This window comes from Burkholderia sp. SRS-25, assembly GCF_004343765.1.
Lineage (GTDB): Bacteria > Pseudomonadota > Gammaproteobacteria > Burkholderiales > Burkholderiaceae > Burkholderia > Burkholderia contaminans.
Genome location: NZ_PTXM01000003.1, coordinates 221,090 through 243,125, shown reverse-complemented (window position 1 = coordinate 243,125; position 22,036 = coordinate 221,090). Strand labels below are relative to the sequence as shown.

17 protein-coding genes and 1 tRNA gene are annotated in these 22,036 nt (G+C 66.7%); 10 read left to right on the top strand and 8 right to left on the bottom strand.

What is annotated here, in order from left to right; genetic code table 11:
• Nucleotides 1-17: 17 nt before the first annotated feature.
• The 3 genes from C5O79_RS03710 to zwf all read right to left on the bottom strand — a co-directional run bounded on the left by C5O79_RS03710 (nucleotide 18) and on the right by zwf (nucleotide 4,162).
• Complete coding sequence (locus C5O79_RS03710) at nucleotides 18-1,946, bottom strand: bifunctional transcriptional regulator/glucokinase (RefSeq protein WP_046545124.1); 1,929 nt, start codon at nucleotides 1,944-1,946, stop codon at nucleotides 18-20.
• The gene (gene pgl, locus C5O79_RS03705) at nucleotides 1,924-2,604 is read right to left on the bottom strand and encodes a 6-phosphogluconolactonase (RefSeq protein WP_039371066.1); all 681 of its coding nucleotides are present in this window, start codon (nucleotides 2,602-2,604) and stop codon (nucleotides 1,924-1,926) included. The genes C5O79_RS03710 and pgl overlap by 23 nt, the downstream gene beginning before the upstream one ends.
• An 88-nt stretch (nucleotides 2,605-2,692) precedes the next feature.
• Nucleotides 2,693-4,162, bottom strand: a complete 1,470-nt coding sequence (zwf, locus tag C5O79_RS03700) for a glucose-6-phosphate dehydrogenase (RefSeq protein WP_046196648.1) — start codon at nucleotides 4,160-4,162, stop codon at nucleotides 2,693-2,695.
• 431 nt (nucleotides 4,163-4,593) lie between these two features.
• Between zwf and C5O79_RS03695 the strand changes: the two genes are divergently transcribed.
• The 4 genes from C5O79_RS03695 to ugpC all read left to right on the top strand — a co-directional run bounded on the left by C5O79_RS03695 (nucleotide 4,594) and on the right by ugpC (nucleotide 8,997).
• On the top strand, nucleotides 4,594-5,841 hold the full coding sequence (locus C5O79_RS03695) for an ABC transporter substrate-binding protein (protein WP_046545127.1): 1,248 nt from the start codon (nucleotides 4,594-4,596) through the stop codon (nucleotides 5,839-5,841).
• A gap of 139 nt (nucleotides 5,842-5,980) precedes the next feature.
• A complete protein-coding gene (locus C5O79_RS03690; protein WP_039343490.1) occupies nucleotides 5,981-6,919 on the top strand; it encodes a sugar ABC transporter permease in 939 nt (312 codons plus the stop codon).
• Nucleotides 6,909-7,766, top strand: a complete 858-nt coding sequence (locus C5O79_RS03685) for a carbohydrate ABC transporter permease (protein ID WP_011544828.1) — start codon at nucleotides 6,909-6,911, stop codon at nucleotides 7,764-7,766. The genes C5O79_RS03690 and C5O79_RS03685 overlap by 11 nt, the downstream gene beginning before the upstream one ends.
• A 112-nt stretch (nucleotides 7,767-7,878) precedes the next feature.
• Nucleotides 7,879-8,997: a sn-glycerol-3-phosphate ABC transporter ATP-binding protein UgpC gene (gene ugpC / locus C5O79_RS03680; RefSeq protein WP_046545128.1), complete on the top strand. Its 1,119-nt coding sequence runs from the start codon at nucleotides 7,879-7,881 to the stop codon at nucleotides 8,995-8,997.
• An 81-nt stretch (nucleotides 8,998-9,078) separates the two neighbouring features.
• Here ugpC and C5O79_RS03675 read toward each other — a convergent pair whose 3' ends face one another.
• The 3 genes from C5O79_RS03675 to trxB all read right to left on the bottom strand — a co-directional run bounded on the left by C5O79_RS03675 (nucleotide 9,079) and on the right by trxB (nucleotide 11,567).
• Nucleotides 9,079-9,702, bottom strand: coding sequence for a trimeric intracellular cation channel family protein (locus C5O79_RS03675; protein ID WP_011351253.1), 624 nt, complete (start codon nucleotides 9,700-9,702; stop codon nucleotides 9,079-9,081).
• Nucleotides 9,689-10,468, bottom strand: a complete 780-nt coding sequence (locus C5O79_RS03670; RefSeq protein ID WP_046545129.1) for a Smr/MutS family protein — start codon at nucleotides 10,466-10,468, stop codon at nucleotides 9,689-9,691. The genes C5O79_RS03675 and C5O79_RS03670 overlap by 14 nt, the downstream gene beginning before the upstream one ends.
• Nucleotides 10,469-10,604: 136 nt before the next feature.
• On the bottom strand, nucleotides 10,605-11,567 hold the full coding sequence (trxB, locus tag C5O79_RS03665; RefSeq protein WP_046545130.1) for a thioredoxin-disulfide reductase: 963 nt from the start codon (nucleotides 11,565-11,567) through the stop codon (nucleotides 10,605-10,607).
• Nucleotides 11,568-11,996: 429 nt separating this feature from the next.
• Here trxB and C5O79_RS03660 point away from each other — a divergent pair, with 429 nt between their 5' ends.
• The 3 genes from C5O79_RS03660 to C5O79_RS03650 all read left to right on the top strand — a co-directional run bounded on the left by C5O79_RS03660 (nucleotide 11,997) and on the right by C5O79_RS03650 (nucleotide 16,523).
• Entirely contained in the window at nucleotides 11,997-14,306 is a 2,310-nt protein-coding gene (locus C5O79_RS03660) for a DNA translocase FtsK (protein WP_046545131.1), read from the top strand.
• A 46-nt stretch (nucleotides 14,307-14,352) separates the two neighbouring features.
• Nucleotides 14,353-15,042, top strand: coding sequence for an outer membrane lipoprotein chaperone LolA (gene lolA / locus C5O79_RS03655; protein ID WP_046545132.1), 690 nt, complete (start codon nucleotides 14,353-14,355; stop codon nucleotides 15,040-15,042).
• Nucleotides 15,043-15,212: 170 nt separating this feature from the next.
• Nucleotides 15,213-16,523: a replication-associated recombination protein A gene (locus C5O79_RS03650; RefSeq protein ID WP_122473659.1), complete on the top strand. Its 1,311-nt coding sequence runs from the start codon at nucleotides 15,213-15,215 to the stop codon at nucleotides 16,521-16,523.
• 43 nt (nucleotides 16,524-16,566) lie between these two features.
• Here the strand turns inward: C5O79_RS03650 and C5O79_RS03645 are convergent, their stop codons facing one another.
• Entirely contained in the window at nucleotides 16,567-16,833 is a 267-nt protein-coding gene (locus tag C5O79_RS03645) for a DUF2164 domain-containing protein (RefSeq protein ID WP_122473660.1), read from the bottom strand.
• 263 nt (nucleotides 16,834-17,096) lie between these two features.
• On the opposite strand from C5O79_RS03645, the gene serS reads away from it, so the two are divergent.
• The 3 genes from serS to C5O79_RS03630 all read left to right on the top strand — a co-directional run bounded on the left by serS (nucleotide 17,097) and on the right by C5O79_RS03630 (nucleotide 20,646).
• Nucleotides 17,097-18,398, top strand: coding sequence for a serine--tRNA ligase (gene serS, locus C5O79_RS03640; RefSeq protein ID WP_047850575.1), 1,302 nt, complete (start codon nucleotides 17,097-17,099; stop codon nucleotides 18,396-18,398).
• Between the two features lie 123 nt (nucleotides 18,399-18,521).
• Nucleotides 18,522-18,612 (top strand) — tRNA-Ser (locus C5O79_RS03635).
• 498 nt (nucleotides 18,613-19,110) lie between these two features.
• Nucleotides 19,111-20,646 (top strand): methyl-accepting chemotaxis protein, encoded by a 1,536-nt coding sequence (locus tag C5O79_RS03630; RefSeq protein WP_122473661.1) that lies wholly within the window; start codon nucleotides 19,111-19,113, stop codon nucleotides 20,644-20,646.
• Between the two features lie 103 nt (nucleotides 20,647-20,749).
• Here C5O79_RS03630 and C5O79_RS03625 read toward each other — a convergent pair whose 3' ends face one another.
• The gene (locus tag C5O79_RS03625) at nucleotides 20,750-21,910 is read right to left on the bottom strand and encodes an alkane 1-monooxygenase (protein ID WP_046545137.1); all 1,161 of its coding nucleotides are present in this window, start codon (nucleotides 21,908-21,910) and stop codon (nucleotides 20,750-20,752) included.
• Between the last annotated feature and the right edge of the window lie 126 nt (nucleotides 21,911-22,036).

Here is a 22,036-nt window from a genome sequence, read left to right as displayed (position 1 = left end):
GCTGCCGCCGCGCCGCGTCAATCCCGCGCGACGTCCTTCGCCGCCGGCGACGCGCCGTGGCTCAGCCAGTCGAGCACGTCGGCCGTCTCGTCGTCGCTCGCGCGTGCCCTCGCCTGCGCGACGGCCTCGGGCAGTTCGCCGTTGGTCGACGCACGGCGGATCGCGACGCCGACCGCGAGGATGTCGATCATCAGCAGATGCAGCACCCGTGAGATCATCGATAGCTGCGACTCGCGCATCTCGATGTGATCGGTCTCGAGCGCGACGGTCGCGCGCTTCGCGAGCGGCGTGTTGCTCGACGTGATCGCGATCACCTTCGCGCCGGCCTGCATCGCGACGTCGAGCACGCGCAGCAGTTCGGGCGCGCGTCCCGACTTCGACACCGCGACGATCACGTCGCCCTTGCCGAGCAGCGCGGCAGATGCGGCCTGCATGTACAGGTCGCCGTACGCGATCGTCGGGATCCCGAAGCGGAAGAACTTGTAGTGCGCGTCCTGCGCGACGATGTTCGAGTTGCCGAGCCCGTAGAACTCGATGCGCCGCGCGCCGTTCAGGATCTCGATCGCGTTCTCGACGTGCTCGAAATTCAGGTGCTCGCGCAGCTGCAGGATCGCGGACACCGTGTTGTCGAGCACCTTCGCGCCGAAGTCGGTGGCCGTGTCGCCGAGATGCACCTGGCTGTGGCTCATCGGGATCGTGCCGGTGAGGCCGGTGGCGAGCTTCAGCTTGAAGTCGGACAGCCCCTGGCAGCCGAGCGAGCGGCAGAAGCGGATCACCGTCGGCTGGCTCACGTCGGCCTTGCGCGCGATGTCGACGATCGGATCGTTGATGATCGAGCGCGGATGGTTCAGCGCGAGATCGGCGACGCGGCGCTCGGCCGGCGTCAGCGCGTCACGCATCTGGCGGATCCGTTCGAACACGGCCGACGACGCACCGCCCGAACGATTCGACAACTGCTCCGCGAGGATCGCCGATACGCCGAGGAACGCCGGGTATTCGGCGGTGATCAGGTAGGTCGGGATGTTCTCGAGGTAGTGCGTGAAGCGGCCCTTCGCCTCGAAGCGCGCGCGGAACGACGAGCGCGTGAACAGCTCGCCCAGCTTCAGTGCGACGCCGCCGCCGATGTACACGCCGCCGAGCGCGCCGAGCGTCAGCGCGACGCTGCCCGCGAACGCGCCGAGAATCCCGCAGAAGCATTCGACCGTCTCGAGCGCGAGTGCGTCGCCCGCATGCGCGCGCTCGACGATTTCGACCGTGTCGACGGACGCGGCCACCCGCTTCTTGTCGCGCGCGGCGAGCGCACGATAGATGATCTCCATGCCGGGGCCGGCGCACACGCGTTCGAACGACACGTGCGGAAACTTCTTGCGCGCGTATTGCAGCACGAGATCCTCGCGCTCGTCCTGCGGCGCGAACGATGCGTGGCCGCCTTCGCTGCCGAGCGCGATCCAGCGGTCGTCGGCCGGAATCAGGCCCGACACGCCGAGCCCGGTACCGGGCCCGAGCAGCCCGATCACGCTGTTCTGGCGGCGCGCGCCGCCGCCGACCTGCACGCGCTGCGCATCGGTCAGGCCCGGCAGCGCCATCGCGAGCGCGGTGAAATCGTTGACGACGAGCAGCGTGTCGAAGCCGAGCGCGCGGCGCGTCGCCTCGATCGAGAAGCTCCAGTCGTGGTTGGTCATCGTGACCTGGTCGCCGTCGACCGGGTTCGCGATCGCGATCGCCGCGTGGTTCACGCGGCTGATCTTCACATCCTTCAGATACTTGCGGATCGCGTCGGTGATCGTCGGATAGTCGGCGCCGGGATACACGCGAATCTGCGTGATCTCGCCCGGGCCGGTTTCCAGCGCGAAGCGCGCGTTGGTGCCGCCGACGTCCGCGAGCAGGCGCGGGCCGTCGGCATGCTGGCCTGCGACGGCCGCCTTACTTTGCGCACCAGTAGACATCGAGCTGGGTCCCCTTGTCGTTGGCCAGTTGGGAAATCGCGTTCTTCTGCAGCGATGCGGCTGCGGCGTCGAGCACCGCGCGTTTGCGTTCGCCCGCGATCAGCAGGAACAGCCGGTCGACGCGCTTGAGCGCATCGAGCGAGAAGCTCACGCGCGCATGCGGCGCGGCGCCGGGATGGACGGCGACGAAACGCTCGGGCGTCGTGATCGCGTGGTCCCATTCGGGCGCATCGGCGAAGATCGATGCGGTATGGCCGTCCTCGCCCATGCCGAGCACCGCGACGGTCGGCACGCGGTAGTCGGCGTTCGCGTTGAGCGCGGCGACGTGCGCGTCGAGCGCGGCGCGCGTGTCGACGAGCGGCAGGAAGCGGGCAGGGGCGGCTGCGTGCTGCAGCAGCGTGTCGCGCACGAGGTGCGCGTTGCTGGCTGCATCGTCCTCCGGCACCCAGCGGTCGTCGACCAGCGTCACGTCGACGCCGGCCCAGTCGAGCGCCGCGTGCGACAGCGTTTGCAGGAACGGGCGCGGGCTCGTGCCGCCGGACACCGCGAGCGTCGGGCGCGCGGGACCGGCGAGCGCGGCGCGCAGCGCATCGCCGACGGCGCGCGCGAGCGCTTCGCTTTGCGCTTCCTGGGTGTCGAAAGCGTGAATCTCGATCACATCTCCTCCGGACTGCTTTGTCTGTTCAAATCGTACGAATCGTGGAGCACGTTGCCGCGTACGCTGGCGTGCGCGGCAACGGTTTGCATCAGTTCTCTTCTTCGAGCCAGCAGGTGTCGTGCTGCGCGAGCATCGCGCTCGCCGCGGCCGGCCCCCACGTGCCTGCCGCATACGGCTTCGGCGGCTTCAGCGTGCGCGCCCATTCGTTCAGGATAGGCTCGACCCAGCGCCATGCGGCTTCCTGTTCGTCGCGGCGCACGAAGAGGGCGAGACGGCCGTTGATCACGTCGAGCAGCAGGCGCTGGTACGCCTCCATCTGCCCTTCCTTGAAGAACTGGTCGAACGCGAGGTCGAGGTGCACGCTCGCGAGGTTCATCCCTTCGCCCGGCTGCTTCGCGAGGCAGTACAGGCGGATCGTCTCGTTCGGCTGCAGCCGGATCACGAGGCGGTTCGAGCCGGGACGCAGCGCGGTGGGCCCGAGCGCCGAATGCGGCACCGGGCGGAAATTGACGACGATCTCCGCGACGCGATCGGCAAGACGCTTGCCGGTGCGCAGGAAGAACGGCACGCCGGCCCAGCGCCAATTCTCGATCTCGACCTTCAGCGCGACGAAGGTTTCGGTCTGGCTGTCGGGCTTCACGCCCGGCTCGGTCGCGTAGGCCGGCACCTGCGCGCCCTTGATCACGCCCGCATGATACTGGCCGCGCACGGCCACCTTGCCGATGTCGCGCGGATCGACGGGCTTCAGCGCGCGCAGCACGCGCAGCTTTTCGTCGCGTACCGAATCCGAATCCATCGAATGCGGCGGCTCCATCGCGACGATCGACAGCAGCTGCAGCAGGTGGTTCTGCACCATGTCGCGCAGCGCGCCGGTATTGTCGTAGAAATCGCCGCGCGCCTCGACGCCGAGCTCCTCGGCGATCGTGATCTGGATGCTCTCGACCCATTCGCGGCGCCACAGCGGCTCGAACAGCGCATTGCCGAAGCGCAGCGCGAGCAGGTTCTGCACGGGTTCTTTGCCGAGGTAGTGGTCGATCCGGTAGATCTGGCCTTCCGCGAAGATCTCGCCGACCGCGTCGTTGATCGCGTTCGACGACTTCAGGTCGTAGCCGAGCGGCTTCTCGAGCACGATGCGCGAGCCTTCGCTCAGGCCGACCGCCGCGAGCGCCTTGCAGATCGGCACGAACAGCGACGGGCCCGTTGCCAGATAGAACACGCGGATGCCGGGCAGCGATGCCACCGCGTCGCGCAGCACGACGTAGTCTTCCGCGCGGCCGAGATCGAGGTGCACGTACTCGATGCGATCGAGGAAGGACTTCCACGCAGCTTCGTCGAACGCCTTGCCGGCGGCCTTGGCCGCGTGCGGCTTCACGTGCGTGTCGACCCATTCGAGATAGGACGCCCGATCCGATTCATGACGCGCCACGGCGACGATGCGGCCGCTCTCCGCCAGCATGTTCGCACGGTGCGCTTCGAACAGCGCAGGCAGGATCTTGCGCATCGACAGATCGCCGGTGCCGCCGAAAAGTACGAAGGTAAAGCTGGAATCGGTATGCATGTGTCTCCGCCGTGTTGGGGGTGCTCGGAAGCGATCCGTAGTGCGATAAAAATATTTTTGACACTGAATTGTAGTTTAACTACAATCCGCCGCAAGGGGTAGCACCTGGGTGAAGAAAAAAAGAAGTGCGGTCGATGAACTGCGCGAGCTTCGCCTTCGGGAACGCCTTGTGCCGAATGTTATCGGACATTGACGGCGCGCATCGTCAGCGCGGCGTCGGCCCCGGGCTCGCGCCGCACCATCGCGGCGGGCCAGAAACACAAAGAGGAGACACGCCGTTGAATCTCGATTCACGCTTTCTGTAAGAGCCCGGCCGGTCATCGGCCCCGTACGCTGCATGCGTCCCGCGGCTCGATTTCCCCGTCGTTATCAAGAAGCCGGTTCCCCGTCAGGGAACCTCACGAGTTGATTCAGTCTGGAGGAGATAAGTAATGAAAGTTCGCTCGATCATGGGCGCGCTCTGCGCCGCAGGTCTGATGGCTGGCGCCGTGGCGGCGCAGGCAGCCGAGAACGTAACGGTGCTGCACTGGTGGACCTCGGGTGGCGAGTCGAAGGCCGTCGGCGTGCTGAAGGACGACGTGCAGAAGCAGGGCTACGTGTGGAAGGACTTCGCGGTCGCGGGCGGCGCCGGCGCCGCGGCCATGACCGCGCTGAAGACCAAGGTGATCAGCGGCGACGCACCGTCGGCCGCGCAGATCAAGGGCCCGCTGATCCAGGACTGGGCCGACCAGGGCGTGCTCGTCAACATCGATTCCGCTGCCGGCGACTGGAAGCAGAACCTGCCGCCGGAAATCGACAAGATCATCAAGTACAAGGGCCACACCGTCGCGGCGCCGTTCTCGGTGCACCGCGTGAACTGGCTGTACATCAACAAGGCCGCGCTCGACAAGGTCGGTGCGAAGGTGCCCACCACCTGGCCTGAATTCTTCGCGGTGGCCGACAAGCTGAAGGCCGCGGGCATCCAGCCGGTCGCGATGGGCGGCCAGCCGTGGCAGGACCTGACGCTGTGGGAAGACGTCGTGCTGTCGCAGGGCCCGGCGTTCTACAAGAAGGCGCTGGTCGACCTCGACCAGGCGACGCTGACCTCGCCGCAGATGCTGTCCGTGTTCGACACGGTGCGCAAGATCCAGGGCTACTTCGATACCGGCCGTAACGGCCGCGACTGGAACCTCGCGACCGCGATGGTGATCAACGGCAAGGCCGGCATGCAGTTCATGGGCGACTGGGCGAAGGGCGAGTTCGAGAACGCCGGCAAGAAGGCGGGCAAGGACTACATCTGCGCGGCGGTGCCGGGCACGGCGAATGCGTACACGTTCAACGTCGATTCGTTCGTGTTCTTCCAGCAGAAGGGCGAGAAGACGGCAACGCCGGGCCAGCTCGCGCTCGCGAAGACGATCATGACGCCGGACTTCCAGGAACAGTTCAGCCTGCTGAAGGGTTCGGTGCCGGTACGCCTCGGCGTGAAGATGGACAAGTTCGACGACTGCGCGAAGAAGTCGTACGCCGACGAGCAGACCGCGATCAAGTCGGGCGGCTTCGTTCCGTCGCTCGCGCACGGGATGGCGCAGAGCGACGCGACCGCCGGCGCGATCACGGACGTCGTGACGAAGTTCATGAACTCGCAGCAGGATTCGAAGAGCGCGGTCGCCGCGCTCGCGAAGGCCGCGAAGGTCAAGTAACGCGCGACAGGCGCCCGGCCGGAAGCGCTTCATCGGCCGGGCGTTTTTGCATGTGCAGCAAACGGGCTCGCCCGCGAAGCCCGTGCCGTACCTGGCGCCGGCCTGGCCTGCGTCGCCCTCGTTCCAGGAGTCGAATCAAGTGGCTGCCCCTCTTAGCGGAAACGGATCCGGCGCTGCCGCCGCACGGCGTACGTCGCCGATGTCGGCCTTCGCCGATCGCTGGATTCCGAAGCTCGTGCTTGCGCCGAGCGTCGCGATCGCCGTGGTGTTCATCTACGGCTTCATCCTGATTACCGGCTATCTGTCGCTGACCAATTCGCGGCTGTTGCCGAACTACGAATTCGACGGCTTCGGCCGTTACTCGGACCTGTTCCAGAACGACGTGTGGTGGACGTCCGCCGCGAATCTCGGCTGGTTCGGGATCCCGTTCATCGTGATCTGCGTCGCGCTCGGGCTGTTCCTCGCGATCCTGCTCGATCAGCGGATCCGCAATGAAGGCGCGCTGCGCGCCGTCTTCCTCTATCCGATGGCACTGTCGTTCATCGTCACCGGCACCGCCTGGCAGTGGATCCTGAACCCGGGCCTCGGCCTCGAGAAGGTGATGCACGACTGGGGCTGGACGAGCTTCTCGTTCGGCTGGCTCGACGATCCGGACAAGGCGATCTTCTGCGTGGTGATCGCGGCCGTGTGGCAGTCGACCGGCTTCGTGATGGCGCTGTTTCTCGCGGGGCTGCGCGGTGTCGACGCGGAGATCTTCAAGGCCGCGCAGGTGGACGGCGCGACGCTGCCGACCATCTACCGCAAGATCGTGATTCCGAGCATGCGCCCGGTGTTCTTCTCGGTGCTGCTGATCCTCTGCCACATCACGATCAAGACCTTCGACCTCGTCGTCGCGCTGACGGCGGGCGGCCCGGGCACGTCGTCGTCGCTGCCGGCCATGTTCATGTACACGTTTTCGTTCAACCGCGGCCAGCTCGGGCTCGGCGCGGCGTCCTCGGTGATGATGCTCGCGACCGTGGTCGCGGTGCTGGTGCCGCTGATGTATATGGAATCGAGGAGCACCCGCAATGCAGCCTAAGATGACGATCAGCCGGGCAGTGATCTATGCGGCACTGATCCTGTTCGCGCTGTATTTCCTGTTTCCGATCTACGTGATGCTGTCGACGTCGTTCAAGGATCTCGACCAGCTGCGCACCGGCAACCTGCTGACGCCGCCCACCACGTGGACCGTCGACCCGTGGGTGAAGGCATGGAGCGGCGCGTGCACCGGCGTGCGCTGCGACGGCATGAAGCCGTTCTTCCTGAACTCGCTGCAGATGGTGATCCCGGCCGTGCTGATCTCGTCGCTGATCGGCGCGTTCAACGGCTACGTGCTCACGCACTGGCGCTTTCGCGGCGCGGATGCGTTGTTCACGATGATGCTGGTCGGCTGCTTCATTCCGTTCCAGGTGATCCTGCTGCCGATGGCGCGCCTGCAGGGGATGCTCGGCCTCGCCAACACGATTCCGGGCCTCGTGTTCGTGCACGTCGTGTACGGCATCGCGTTCACGACGATGTTCTTCCGCAACTTCTACGTGAGCGTGCCGGCCGAGCTCGTGAAGGCCGCGCGCATCGACGGCGCGGGCTTCTTCACGATCTTCACGAAGATCCTGCTGCCGGTATCGCTGCCGATCTTCATGGTGTGCCTGATCTGGCAATTCACGCAGATATGGAACGACTTCCTGTTCGGGATCGTGTTCTCCGGCGTCGATTCGATGCCGATCACGGTTGCGCTGAACAACCTCGTCAACACGTCGACGGGCGTGAAGGAATACAACGTCGACATGGCGGGCGCGATCATCGCCGCGCTGCCGACGCTGCTCGTCTACATCGTCGCCGGCCGCTATTTCGTGCGCGGGCTGACGGCGGGCGCGGTGAAGGGGTAAGCGCGGTTTCATCCGATACGACGAACCGGCCGCGCCTCGCGCGCGGCGCATCGAAACGAACCCGACGCGGCGCCGGAGTGCGCCGCGCGAGACGAGACAGAGGATTCACAGCATGGCAAGCCTTTCCATCCGTGACGTGTACAAGACCTACCCGAACGGGGTGCCGGTCCTGAAGGGTGTCGACATCGAGATCGAGGACGGACAGTTCCTGATCCTGGTCGGCGGGTCGGGCTGCGGGAAGTCGACGCTGCTCAACATGATCGCCGGGCTCGAGACCGTGACGAGCGGCGAGATCTGCATCGACGGCAAGGTCGTCAACGACCTGTCGCCGAAGGATCGCGACATCGCGATGGTGTTCCAGTCGTACGCGCTGTACCCGTCGATGACGGTGCGCGAGAACATCTCGTTCGGCCTGAACATCCGCAAGGTGCCGAAGAGCGAGCAGCAGCAGATCGTCGACCGCGTGTCGCAGATGCTGCAGATCCAGCACCTGCTCGACCGCAAGCCTGGCCAGCTGTCGGGCGGCCAGCGCCAGCGCGTTGCAATGGGCCGTGCGCTCGCACGCGATCCGTCGCTGTTCCTGTTCGACGAACCGCTGTCGAACCTCGACGCGAAGCTGCGCATCGAGATGCGTGCCGAAATCAAGCTGCTGCACCAGCGCCTCGGCACGACGATCGTCTACGTGACGCACGACCAGATCGAGGCGATGACGCTCGGCGACCGGATCGCGGTGATGAAGGACGGCGTGGTCCAGCAGTTCGGCGCGCCGCAGGAGATCTACGATTCGCCGTCGAACCTGTTCGTCGCGGGTTTCATCGGCGCGCCGCCGATGAACTTCATCAACGGCAAGCTGGTCGAGCAGGGCAGCGGGATCGCGCTCGAAGTCGATACGGGCGTCAAGCGCGGCGCGCTGAACCTGCCGTTCGACGCGGCGAAGCTGAAGTCGCACGTCGGCCGCGAGGTGATCCTGGGCCTGCGGCCGGAGCGCATCACCGACGTGCGCCACGCGCACAACGGCGATGCGTCGCATCTGCAACCGTTCGACGTGCGCGTCGACGTGACCGAGCCGACCGGGCCGGACACGCACGTGTTCGCGCAGGTGAACGGCAAGCGCATCGTGAGCCGCGTGCACCCGGCCGCGAACCCGCAGCCCGACCAGACGCTGTCGCTGCTGTTCGACGTGTCGAAGGCGGTGTTGTTCGATCCGGCGTCGGAAGAGCGGATCGCGTGACGCGGTCCATGCGCTGAATGAAGAAGGGGCCGTTTCGAAACGGCCCCTTTCGTTTGCGCATGCGGGTGCGGCGTCAATGCGTCAATGCGGCAGCCTGACGTCGAACTTGAACGTTGCGAGCCGCGCGACGAGGATGAAGCCGGTCGCGAGCAGCACGCTGTACACCGAGTCGAACTGCAGCCACACGAGCAGCAGGTAGAACCAGCAGCCGACGAACGCGCAGGTCGCATACGGCCGCGAATCGCGCAGGATCAGCGGGATGTCGTTGCACAGCACGTCGCGGATGATCCCGCCGACCACGCCCGTGATCACGCCCATCATCACCGCGATGAAGCGCGGCATCTCGGCATCGAGCGCGATCGCCGTGCCCGAGATGCTGAAGATCCCGAGCCCGATCGCATCGGCGACGAGCAGCAACCGCTCGGCCGACAGCCGCGACAACATCCGCAGCACGAACGGTGCGAACAGCGCGAGCACGAAGATCGCGATCACGTAGTCGTCGTGCACGACCCAGTAGAACGGCCGGCGCTCGAGCAGGATGTCGCGCAGCGTGCCGCCGCCGAACGCGGTGGCGAGCGCGACGACGAACGTGCCGACCGAGTCGAGGCGGTTCTTGCGTGCCTCGATGAAGCCGGAGATCGCAAAGGCCAGCGTGGCGATCGCTTCCAGTATCGCGATCGCGAGCGTCAGCCTAGGATGCGGCACGCGGCCCCCGATCGCCGGGCGCCGCGAACGGTTGCAGCAGCACCAGCACCGCACCCGCGCCGCCGTCGTTGCCGCGCGCCTCGCAGAACGCGATCACTTCTTCCTTCTGCACGAGCCATGCGCGCACCTTGCCCTTCAGCACGGGTTCCTTGCCGATCGAGCCGAGCCCCTTGCCGTGGATCACGCGCAGGCAGCGCAGCCCTTTCTTGCCGGCTTCGCGGATGAACTCGGCGAGCGCATCGCGCGCCTCGTCGCGCCGCATGCCGTGCAGGTCGATCTGCGCCTGCACGATCCACGCGCCGCTCCTCAGCTTGCGCACGACGTCGCGGCTGATGCCGGGGCGGTGGTAATACAGCGAGTCGTCGCTGTCGAGCAGTGTCTCGGGATCGAATTCATCGGACAACGTCGCGTTCAGCACGGCTTCCTCGTCGCGCTGCGTCTGCTTCGGCACCGGGTCGGGCGGCGTGCGGCCGGCCGCCGCGCGCGGCGGCGCGTTCAGCGGCCGGATCGCGCCGATCTCGTTGCGGAACAGGTTCGCGTCGGCTTCTGCCTTGCGCTCGGCCTTGGCCGTTTCGACGCGCGCGCGTTCGCGGCGATCGGCTTCGCCTTGCAGCGACTTGCGCAATGCGCCGAGGCCCGCGAGCCCCTGGCCGCGCAACGCGGCCGCATCGAGCGCGGGCGGCGGCGCTTCGGGCGCCGGGGTCACGGGGCGGGCAGCGATCGTCCGCTTCGCGGGATCGCTCGGATGGGGCTGGTTCTTCGCCATGATTCGGTAACGGGGCAAGCGCGTTCGGGCGCGCGGGCAGAAAAAAAGCCGCTGCGCGGCGGCAGCGGCTTTCCGGTCGAGCCCGCTTCGCGGCAGCGGACGCCATTGTAGCGCCCGGCGCGGCGAGACTCGCGGCTTACTTCTTGTCGTGCAGGCTTTCGAGGTAGCGCTGCGCGTCGAGCGCGGCCATGCAGCCCGTGCCGGCGCTGGTGATCGCCTGGCGGTACACGTTGTCCTGCACGTCGCCCGCGGCGAACACGCCCGGCACGCTCGTCGACGTCGCGTTGCCGTGCAGGCCGCTCTTCGTCAGGATGTAGCCGTCCTTCATCTCGAGCTGGCCCTGGAACAGGTCGGTGTTCGGCTTGTGGCCGATCGCCACGAACACACCCTGCACGTGCAGGTCTTCCGTCGCGCCGGTCTTCACGTTCTTGATGCGCAGCCCCGTGACGCCCGACTCCTCACCCGTCACTTCGTCGAGCACGTGATCCCACTTGATCACGACGGCGCCTTCCTTTTCCTTCTCCAGCAGGCGGTCGATCAGGATCGGCTCAGCGCGGAACTTGTCGCGGCGATGGATCACCGTGACCTTCTTCGCGATGCCCGTCAGGTAGAGCGCTTCCTCGACGGCCGTGTTGCCGCCGCCGATCACCGCGACTTCCTGATTGCGGTAGAAGAAGCCGTCGCAGGTCGCGCAGGCCGACACGCCCTTGCCCATGAACGCTTCTTCGGACGGCAGGCCGAGATACTGCGCCGATGCGCCGGTCGCGATGATCAGCGAGTCGCACGTGTATTCGCCCGAGTCGCCGATCAGGCGGATCGGCTGCTCATGCAGCTTCGCGGTGTGGATGTGATCGAACACGATCTCGGTGTTGAAGCGCTCGGCGTGCTCGAGGAAGCGCGCCATCAGCTCCGGACCCTGCACGCCTTTCGCGTCTGCCGGCCAGTTTTCGACGTCGGTCGTGGTCATCAGCTGGCCGCCCTGCGCGATGCCGGTGATCAGCACCGGGGACAGGTTGGCGCGTGCCGCGTAGACGGCGGCCGTGTAGCCGGCGGGGCCGGAACCGAGAATCAGGACTTTGGCGTGTTTGGGCGTGGACATGTGCGAATCCGTAAAAGGCGGCCGTGGCGGGCGGGGTAGGCTCGCCGTACGATCCGGGTTGACCGGGATGCCGTCATAGATGGGTATCAGACGCGCATTATAAAGGCCCCGTTGCTGCGTTGCCGAACGAGAGTTTCAATCGTGGCGATAGTGTCGGGCAGCGCAACGGACGCGCACGCGGGGTGGGCGAGGCGCGCGGCGGCGCGTTGCCGCACGGGGGCGGCGGAGCCTGGCGCCGGCTCGGGGAGCGCGGCGGCGGTGCCTGACGGACGAGGGTGAAAGGGCCGCTGCGGCGCGCGTCCGACGGGCCGTCCGTACCCCGGCCCCGTTATGTAACCGTCATTTACACTTGGCGGCCCGGTGCAGCGTTTACAATAAGCGGGATCGAACGACAGGCGGGCGCACGGCCCGTCCTCTAAATACGGATTCATGGCAAAAGCTCCTTATTCCGCCCAGGCACAGGCGTTGCCGCACCGGATGTCGAAGCTCCTCACGGAGATCCGCTGGATTCTCCAGGTCGCGCTCTGCGCATTTCTGGTGATGGCCCTGCTGAGCTACAGCCGGCGCGATCCGAGCTGGACGCACGCCGCCCAGGTGGACCACATCACGAACTGGGCCGGCCGCGTCGGCGCCTGGACGGCCGACATCATCCTGCTGCTGTTCGGCCTGTCGGCCTACTGGCTGATCGTGCCGCTCGCGCGGCGCATCGCCGTCAACTATCGCCGCATCACGCGCCACGAGGCGGTCTCGGACGAACCCGAGCGGCCGATCGGCTGGCTCACCGAAATCCTCGCGTTCGTGCTCGTCGTGCTCGCGTGCGACGGCATCGAGGCGCTGCGCATGTGGTCGCTGAAGGTGCAGTTGCCGCGCGCGCCGGGCGGTGTCGTCGGCGAGGCCGTCGCGGGCGCGATGTCGCACGCGTTCGGCTTCACGGGCGGCACGCTGCTGCTGCTGATCGCACTGGCGATCGGCCTGTCGCTGTATTTCCGCTTCTCGTGGCTGTCGGTCGCCGAGCGCGTCGGCGGCGCGATCCTGTCCGCCGTCAACGTCGCGAAGCTGCGCCGCGAGGCCGAGCGCGACCGCAAGCTCGGCGAGGCCGCGGCCGTGCGCCGTGAAGGCAAGGTCGAAGAGGAGCGCGTGCGCATCGAGGATCACGAGCCCGTGACGATCGTGCCGCCGGTCGTCACGCCGGCGAAGTCCGAGCGTGTCGAGCGCGAGCGCCAGGTGCCGCTCTTCACCGACCTGCCGGGCGATTCGACGCTGCCCGCGGTATCGCTGCTCGATCCCGCGCCGAAGGCGCAGGAATCGATTTCCGCCGACACGCTCGAATTCACGTCGCGCCTGATCGAGAAGAAGCTGAAGGACTTCGGCGTCGAGGCGAGCGTCGTCGCCGCGTATCCGGGCCCGGTCGTCACGCGCTACGAGATCGAGCCGGCCACCGGCGTAAAGGGCAGCCAGATCGTCAACCTCGCGAAGGATCTCGCGCGCTCGCTGTCGCTCGTGTCGATCCGCGTCGTCGAGACGATTCCCGGCAAGAACTACATGGCGCTCGAGCTGCCGAACCAGCGCCGCCAGACGGTGCACCTGTCCGAGATCATCGGTTCCGAGGTGTACGCGGCCGCGTCGTCGGCGCTCACGCTGAGCCTCGGCAAGGACATCGGCGGCAAGCCGGTGTGCGCGGATCTCGCAAAGATGCCTCACCTGCTCGTCGCCGGCACGACCGGTTCGGGCAAGTCGGTCGGGATCAACGCGATGATCCTGTCGCTGCTGTACAAGGCGACCGCTGACCAGGTGCGCCTGATCCTGATCGATCCGAAGATGCTCGAAATGAGCGTCTACGAAGGCATTCCGCACCTGCTGTGCCCGGTCGTCACCGACATGCGCCAGGCCGGCCATGCGCTGAACTGGACGGTCGCGGAGATGGAGCGCCGCTACAAGCTGATGAGCAAGCTCGGCGTGCGCAACCTGGCCGGCTACAACAACAAGATCGACGAGGCCGCGAAGCGCGAGGAGAAGCTGCCGAACCCGTTCAGCCTGACGCCTGAGGATCCGGAGCCGCTCGGCCGCCTGCCGAACATCGTCGTCGTGATCGACGAGCTCGCCGACCTGATGATGGTCGTCGGCAAGAAGGTCGAGGAGCTGATCGCGCGGATCGCGCAGAAGGCGCGCGCGGCCGGCATCCACCTGATCCTCGCGACGCAGCGTCCGTCGGTCGACGTGATCACCGGCCTCATCAAGGCCAACGTGCCGACCCGGATCGCGTTCCAGGTGTCGTCGAAGATCGACTCGCGCACGATTCTCGACCAGATGGGCGCCGAATCGCTGCTCGGGATGGGCGACATGCTGTACCTGGCGCCGGGCACCGGGCTGCCGGTGCGCGTGCACGGCGCGTTCGTCGGAGATGACGAAGTGCACCGCGTCGTCGAGAAGCTCAAGGAGCAGGGCGAGCCGAACTACGTCGAAGGGCTGCTCGAGGGCGGCACGGCCGACGGCGACGAGGGCTCGGCCGGCGCGGGAACCGGCGAAGGCGGCGACGAGTCTGATCCGCTGTACGACCAGGCGGTCGAGATCGTCATCAAGAACCGCCGCGCATCGATCTCGCTCGTGCAGCGCCACCTGCGGATCGGCTATAACCGCGCGGCGCGGCTGCTCGAGCAGATGGAGCAGTCGGGGCTCGTGTCGGCGATGTCGTCGAGCGGCAACCGCGAAATTCTTGTGCCGGCGCGCGACGCGGAATGAGTCCGCGGCGCTCGCCGCGCCGGCCACCCACGGAGAAAACCGCAATATGCAGCAACATTCGTTCGCAATGTCCCTTCGTTCGACGCGCCGCTGGCTCGGCGCGGCGCTCGCCGGCGCATCGCTGATGCTCGCGGCGACGCACGCGTTCGCGGGCGGCACCGAGCAACTGAAGGCGTTCGTGTCGCAAGTGCGCTCGGCGAAGGGCGACTTCACGCAGCAGATCGTCAAGGCCCCGGCGAAGGGCGCGAGCGCCGCGCAGGCCGTGCCGAAGCCCACCGACAATTCGAGCGGCACGTTCGTGTTCGCGCGCCCGGGCAAGTTCATCTGGACGTACCAGAAGCCGTACCAGCAGGTGCTGCAGGCCGACGGCGACAAGCTCTACGTGTACGACCGCGACCTGAACCAGGTCACCGAGCGCAAGCTGAACGGCGCGCTGGGCGCGAGCCCGGCCGCGATCCTGTTCGGCAGCAACGATCTCGACAAGAACTACACGCTGCGCGATGCCGGCGAGAAAGGCGGCATCGAGTGGCTCGAGATGCTGCCGAAGGCGCAGGACACGCAGTTCCAGCGGATCGGCATCGGCTTCAAGAACGGCACGCTGGCCGCGATGGAACTGCACGACGTGTTCGGCAACGTCACGCTGCTGACGTTTACGAACATCCAGACGAATCCGCCGCTGAAGGGCGATACGTTCAAGTTCGTCGTGCCGAAGGGCGCCGACGTGATTACCGGCTGACCGCGTCGCGCGCTGCCGTTTCACCGAAGGGCCTGCCGGCGACGACAGGCCCTTGTTGTTTCTGGGCGCGGGCACCGGGCACCAGGCGCGGCGGTGCTTTCGCGCGGCTGTCATAATGTCGGGTCCGGCGGCCGGTTCGGCCGCCATTGTTTGATGTGGAGCGAGGGTTCATGTCCGACCTGTTTCAAGTCGAGCCGCGCCGCCCGCTGGCCGAGGCGCTGCGGCCGAAGACGCTCGCCGAGGTGATCGGCCAGACGCATTTGCTGGGCGAAGGCAAGCCGCTGCGGCTCGCGTTCGAATCGGGCAAGCCGCATTCGATGATCCTGTGGGGGCCGCCCGGCGTCGGCAAGACGACGCTCGCACGGCTCACCGCGCTCGCGTTCGACTGCGAGTTCATTGCGCTGTCCGCGGTGCTCGGCGGCGTGAAGGACATCCGCGAGTCGATGGAACAGGCGAAGGACACGCTGAACCGCACCGGCCGCCACACGATCCTGTTCGTCGACGAGATCCACCGCTTCAACAAGGGGCAGCAGGACGCGTTGCTGCCGTTCGTCGAGTCGGGGCTCGTGACCTTCATCGGCGCGACGACCGAGAACCCGAGCTTCGAGGTCAACTCTGCCTTGCTGTCGCGTGCGCAGGTGTACGTGCTGAAGTCGCTGGACGACGACGAGATGCGCCAGTTGCTGAAGCGCGCACAGGAAATCGCGCTCGACGGCCTGTCGTTCGACGACAAGGCGGTCGATACGCTGGTCGGCTATGCGGACGGCGACGCGCGGCGCTTCCTGAACCTGCTCGAGCAGGCGCAGACGGCGGCCACGTCGGCCGGCACCGCGACGATCGATGCCGAATTCGTCAGCAGCGCGATGACGCTGAACGCCCGGCGCTTCGACAAGGGCGGCGACAACTTCTACGACCAGATCTCGGCGCTGCACAAGTCGGTGCGCGGTTCGAGTCCGGACGGCGCGCTGTACTGGTTCTGCAGGATGATCGACGGTGGCGCGGATCCGAAGTATCTCGCGCGGCGGATCGTGCGGATGGCGTGGGAAGACATCGGCCTCGCCGATCCGCGCGCGCTTCAGATGGCGAACGACGCGGCCGAAACCTACGAGCGGCTCGGCTCGCCGGAAGGCGAGCTCGCGCTCGGGCAGGCGGTGATCTATCTCGCGTGCGCGGCGAAGAGCAACGCGGGCTACAACGCTTTCAACCAGGCGATGGCGTTCGTGAAGCAGGACAAGTCGCGCGAGGTGCCCGTGCATCTGCGCAACGCACCGACCAAGCTGATGAAGGAGCTCGGCTACGGTCACGCGTACCGTTACGCGCACGACGAGCCGAATGCGTATGCGGCCGGCGAGACGTACCTGCCGGACGGGATGCACGAGCCGCGCTGGTACAAGCCGGTGCCGCGCGGGCTCGAATCGAAGATCGCCGACAAGCTCGCGTGGCTGCGCGAACTCGACCGCGAAGCCGGCAAGAAGGACTGACCGGGCAACGTCCGGCGCGGCCCGCGCCGGTGCCGCGAACGCGTCAGCGCTTGCGGGCCGGCTGCTTTTTCCAGTAGCCGAACGGCTCCTGATGGCACTCGATGTCGAGTTCGGTGACGCGGGCGTGCAGGCTCTGCTGCGCATCGGCGATCGCGAGGTTGTAGATCGCGGGCGCGATTTCCTCGACGAAGAAGTGCAGCAGTGCACCCGCCTGGATATTGCCGATCGGCTCATCCATGTTCTCTGTGAAATAGCGTTGCAGCGACGAGATCGCGCGGTCGCGTACGTCCTTCTCCAGTTCGATGGCCATCGGATTCCTTGGGTCGTTGTGACGGTGGGCGAGTGCCTTGTTCGATGCGCTGTGGCGGGCATGCCCGGGTGTTTCGCGATCCGCGGCGCGTCGATGCCGCGCGATTTCGCGGGTGTCGACTGGCGGACCGGCAATGCGATACTGCCATGGCCATCGCGCCACGGTCATCGCCCGTTTGCAGCATTGTCCGTCCGGCCGGTGCCGTGGCGGCCCCGTGGTGCGTTAGAATTCCCGTCTTACACAACGATTCTCCAAGTCCTCCCATGCTCGACATCCAGTTGCTGCGCAAAGACCTCGACGGCGTCGCCCAGCGCCTCGCCGATCGCGGCTACACCCTCGACATCGCCGCCTTCTCCGCGCTCGAAGCGGAACGCCGCGCGATCCAGACCCGTACCGAAGAGCTTCAGGCGCGCCGCAACAGCCTGTCGAAGCAGATCGGCGCGATGAAGGGGAAGGGCGAGGACACGTCGGCCGTGATGGCCGAGGTCGGCGGGATCGGCGACGAAATGAAGGCGGGAGAAGCCAAGCTCGGCGAGATCCAGGCGCGCCTGTCCGACCTGATGCTCGGCATGCCGAACGTCGCGCATGAGAGCGTGCCGGTCGGCAAGGACGAAGCCGGCAACGTCGAGGTGCGCCGCTGGGGCACGCCGCGCCAGTTCGATTTCGAGGTGAAGGATCACGTCGATGTCGGCACGCCGCTCGGCCTCGATTTCGAGACCGGCGCGAAGCTCGCCGGCGCACGCTTCACGATGCTGCGCGGCTCGATCGCGCGCCTGCACCGCGCACTCGCGCAGTTCATGATCGATACGCACACGCTGCAGCACGGCTATACCGAAGCGTATACGCCGTACATCGTGAACCCCGAGATCCTGTACGGCACGGGCCAGCTGCCGAAGTTCGCGGACGACATGTTTCGCGTCGAGAAGGGCGGCGAGGAGAACAAGGTCACGCAATACCTGATCTCCACGTCGGAAATCTCGCTGACGAACACCGTGCGCGAGTCGATCGTCGACGCGTCCGCACTGCCGATCAAGCTGACTGCGCATTCCCCGTGCTTCCGCTCGGAAGCCGGTTCATACGGCCGCGACACGCGCGGCATGATTCGCCAGCACCAGTTCGACAAGGTCGAGATGGTGCAGGTCGTCGCGCCGGAAACGTCGTACGCCGCGCTCGACGAGATGGTCGGCCATGCGGAAGCGATCCTGCAGAAGCTCGGCCTGCCGTACCGCGTGATCACGTTGTGCACGGGCGACATGGGTTTCTCGGCCGCGAAGACGTTCGACCTCGAAGTGTGGCTGCCTGCGCAGAACACCTATCGCGAGATCTCGAGCTGCTCGAACACCGAAGCGTTCCAGGCGCGCCGGATGCAGGCGCGTTTCCGCAACGCGCAAGGCAAGCCGGAGCTCGTGCATACGCTGAACGGTTCGGGTCTTGCCGTCGGCCGCACGCTCGTCGCGGTGCTGGAGAACTACCAGAACGCGGACGGCTCGGTCACGGTGCCGGAAGTGCTGCGTCCGTACATGGGCGGCATCGAGCGTATCGACGCGCCGGCACAGGCGTCGTAACGCGGCCTTCAAAGCCCTCGCAAAAAAATTTGCAGAAAGGGCTTGTCAGCTGCGAAGCGATCGTCTTATAATCTTTTTCTCGCGGAAACGACCAACCGCGAAATGCAGTAAAGCAGCAAGGAAGGAGAGGTGGCAGAGTGGTCGAATGTACCTGACTCGAAATCAGGCGTACGGTTTCCCCGTACCGTGGGTTCGAATCCCACCCTCTCCGCCAAAATACGAAGCCCCTTGATCCGGAAGGATCAAGGGGTTTTTCGTTTTGGGTTCGCGGTGCGTGCGACGTGTCGCAAGCCGTTGCAGTGGCAACGGCTCGACCTTCGGCAATTCGGATCGTGCGGATGCGAGGGGGCCCACCGCATGCGTGATCGTGGCGCGTCCTCGATACAGCCGCGCCGAATGGCAAACGCAGCATCGATCGTGCTGAATGCCGCGATGATCATGTCGACGTCGACCCAAGGTGGCCACTCCACTACCTGTCCAACGTGATCGCGAGGATCGTCGTCGTGCGTCGCTGGATGGCGGACCCGCGCAGGGGCGCGACAATCGGGCCGCGCGCGACGCATCCGACCTGAGCACACTGGCCGGCCTCGATACGCGCGATCGGCCTTTGCCGCATTCTTCAGCTTTAAGCCCGCGCTTCCCGCGTCGTTAACACGTGGCGGCGGCCGGCGCCCGTGCCGGATCGCATCGTTCCCCGTCGATTCAAGGTTCCATGAAGCTGAGTTACAAGATTCCCCTCGCATTCGCCGTCGCGCTGCTGCTGATGTTCTGTGGCGCGCTGTACGGTATCCACATTCTCAATCGGTCGATCGATACGTTTGCCGAAGACGTGCAGGCGAACGTTGGCGACGAACGGCTCGTGTCGGCCACCCTCGTGCAGTTCAAGCTGCAGGTTCAGGAATGGAAGGACACGCTGTTGCGCGGCAAGCAGCCCGACAAGCTCGACAAGTATTGGCAGGCTTTCCAGACGCGCGAGCGGACGGTCGATACGCTCGCCGCGCAGCTCGTGCATCAGTTGCCGCCCGGCGAGAGCCGCTCGCTCGTCGAGCAGTTCATGCGCGCGCACACGGCGATGGGCGAGGGTTACCGGCGCGGGTTCGACGCGTTCAAGGCGGCCGGCTTCGAGCCGTCGGCGGGCGATGCTGCAGTGGCGGGCGTGGACCGCGAGCCGGCGGCGCTGCTGGAGCGGGCCGCGAAGTCGATCGCCGACGAGAGTGCCGCGGTGTCGGCGCAGGCGAGCCGCGACGCGCAGCACGCCACGACCGCGAGCCTCGTGCTGATGCTGGTCGTGCTCGGCGTCTCGATGGTCGGCGCATTCCTGTTCAGCCGCGCGATCCTGCGTCCGCTCGACCGGGCGGTGGCGTGCGCGCAGGCCGTCGCCGAAGGCGACCTGACGCGCGACGTCGATGCAGGCGGCCGCGACGAGATCGCCGATCTGCTGCGCGCGTTGCAGACGATGCAGGCGAGCCTGTCGGGCGTCGTGCTCGAAGTGCGTACGCACGCCGAAGCTGTCGCGACGGCGAGCGCACAGATCGCATCGGGCAATCACGACCTGTCGGCGCGTACCGAGGCGCAGGCTGCGTCGCTTGAGGAGACGGCTGCCAGCATGACCGAACTCACGGACATCGTCCGCCAGTCGGCCGAGCACGCGCAGCACGCGGCGCAACTGGCGCACGACGCGTCGAACATCGCAGCGGCGGGCGGCGGCGTGATGACGGATGCCGTCGGCACGATGAACGGCATCGCCGACAGCTCCGCCAAGGTCGGCGAGATCATCGCGGTGATCGACGGCATCGCGTTCCAGACCAACATCCTCGCGCTGAACGCGGCGGTCGAAGCCGCGCGTGCGGGCGAACAGGGCCGCGGCTTCGCAGTCGTCGCGGCGGAAGTGCGTACGCTCGCACAACGCAGCGCTGCCGCCGCGAAGGAGATCAAGGAGCTCATCGAGCAGTCGACGAAGCGGGTCGACGAGGGCGCCGTGCTGATCGGCCGAGCGGGCGAATCGATTCACGAGATCGTCGGCGCGGTGCAGCGCGTCACGACGATCGTCGGCGAGATCTCGTCCGCGTCGCAGGAGCAGAGCGGCGGCATCGAGCAGGTGAACATCGCGGTGACGCAGATGGACGAAGCGACGCAGCGCAACGCGGCGCTCGTCGAGCAGGCCTCGGCCGCGACGCAAGCGCTGGCCGAGCAGGCGAGCGCGCTGCGGCATGCGGTGGCCGTGTTCAGGCTGCCGGAAATGGCGTGACGGCGGCCGCCGTCGCGCCGGACTTCGATGGAACCGGGGCCGGCGCGGTGTCGGCTTTCAGCGGCGCACCTGTGCCGGTCGGCCCCCGGCCCGCCCCCCGCGATCACGCCGCAGCCGGATATTGCGCGAGCACCCGGGCGCGGATCGACGGCTTGATGTTCGATTGCGCCATGTTGCCGCCGTAGTGCGCGACGACGCGCGGATTCATCACGCGATACCAGAGCGGCGGCACGTACGCGAACAGGATCATCGTCGCGTAGCCGGCCGGCAGTTGCGGCGCATCGTCGAAGTGACGCAGCGCCTGGTACGAGCGCGTCGGATTCGCATGATGGTCGGCGTGTCGCTGCAACTGGTACAGGAACAGGTTGGTGACCACGTGATTGCTGTTCCACGAATGCTGCGGCGTGCAGCGTTCGTAGCGGCCGTTCGGCAGCTTGCGGCGGCCGAGCCCGTAATGCTCGACGTAATTCACGACTTCGAGCAGCGACGCGCCGTAGACGGCCTGGATCACGAGGAACGGGATCACGACCTTGCCGGCCATCGCGATCGCGATGCCCCACACCACGACGGTCATCGCCCATGCGTGCAGCACCTCGTTGCGCCAGGTCCACGGCGAATGCCCGAGCCGTTCGAGGCGCGCCGTCTCGAGCCGCCACGCCGAGCGGATGCTGCCGGTCACCGTGCGCGGCAGGAATGCCCAGAACGATTCGCCGTAGCGCGCACTCGCCGGGTCCTCGGCCGTCGCGACGCGCACGTGGTGCCCGCGGTTGTGCTCGACGTAGAAGTGGCCGTATGCGACCGGTGCGAGCGTGATCTTCGCGAGCCAGCGCTCGAAGCGGTTGGTCTTGTGCCCGAGTTCGTGCGCGGTATTGATCGAGATGCCCGTCGCGGCGCCGAGCGACAGCGCGAAGCCGACGTAGTCGTACCAGGCGAGCGCGTGCGTGCCGACGATCCAGACACACACGAAGAACGCAACGTATTCGACGAGCGTCGCGAGATAGACGATCAACCGGTAGTAGCGCTCCCGTTCGAGTTGCGGCACGACGTCCTCGGGCGGGTTGTCGCGATCGTCGCCGATCAGCGTATCGAGGACCGGGATCACGCCGAACGCGAACAGCGGGCCGAACCACCAGAACACGTGCAGGCCCGTCGACAGCGCGAGCTGGGCGGCGAGGATCGGCAGCGTGATCGTCAGCGCGCCGAGCAGCCACAGGTAACGCTTGCCATCCGACCAGCCCGAAGCCGATCCGTCGGTCATTGCCATTGTCTCCCTCCTGCCGGCCGGCCCGAGGGCGGCCGCCTGTACGGTTGTTCGAATTCTCGTTGGTCCGCGAAGCACGCGCGGTCGGGCCGGATCGTCACCCGGTCCTGCCTGTTATACGACCCATGC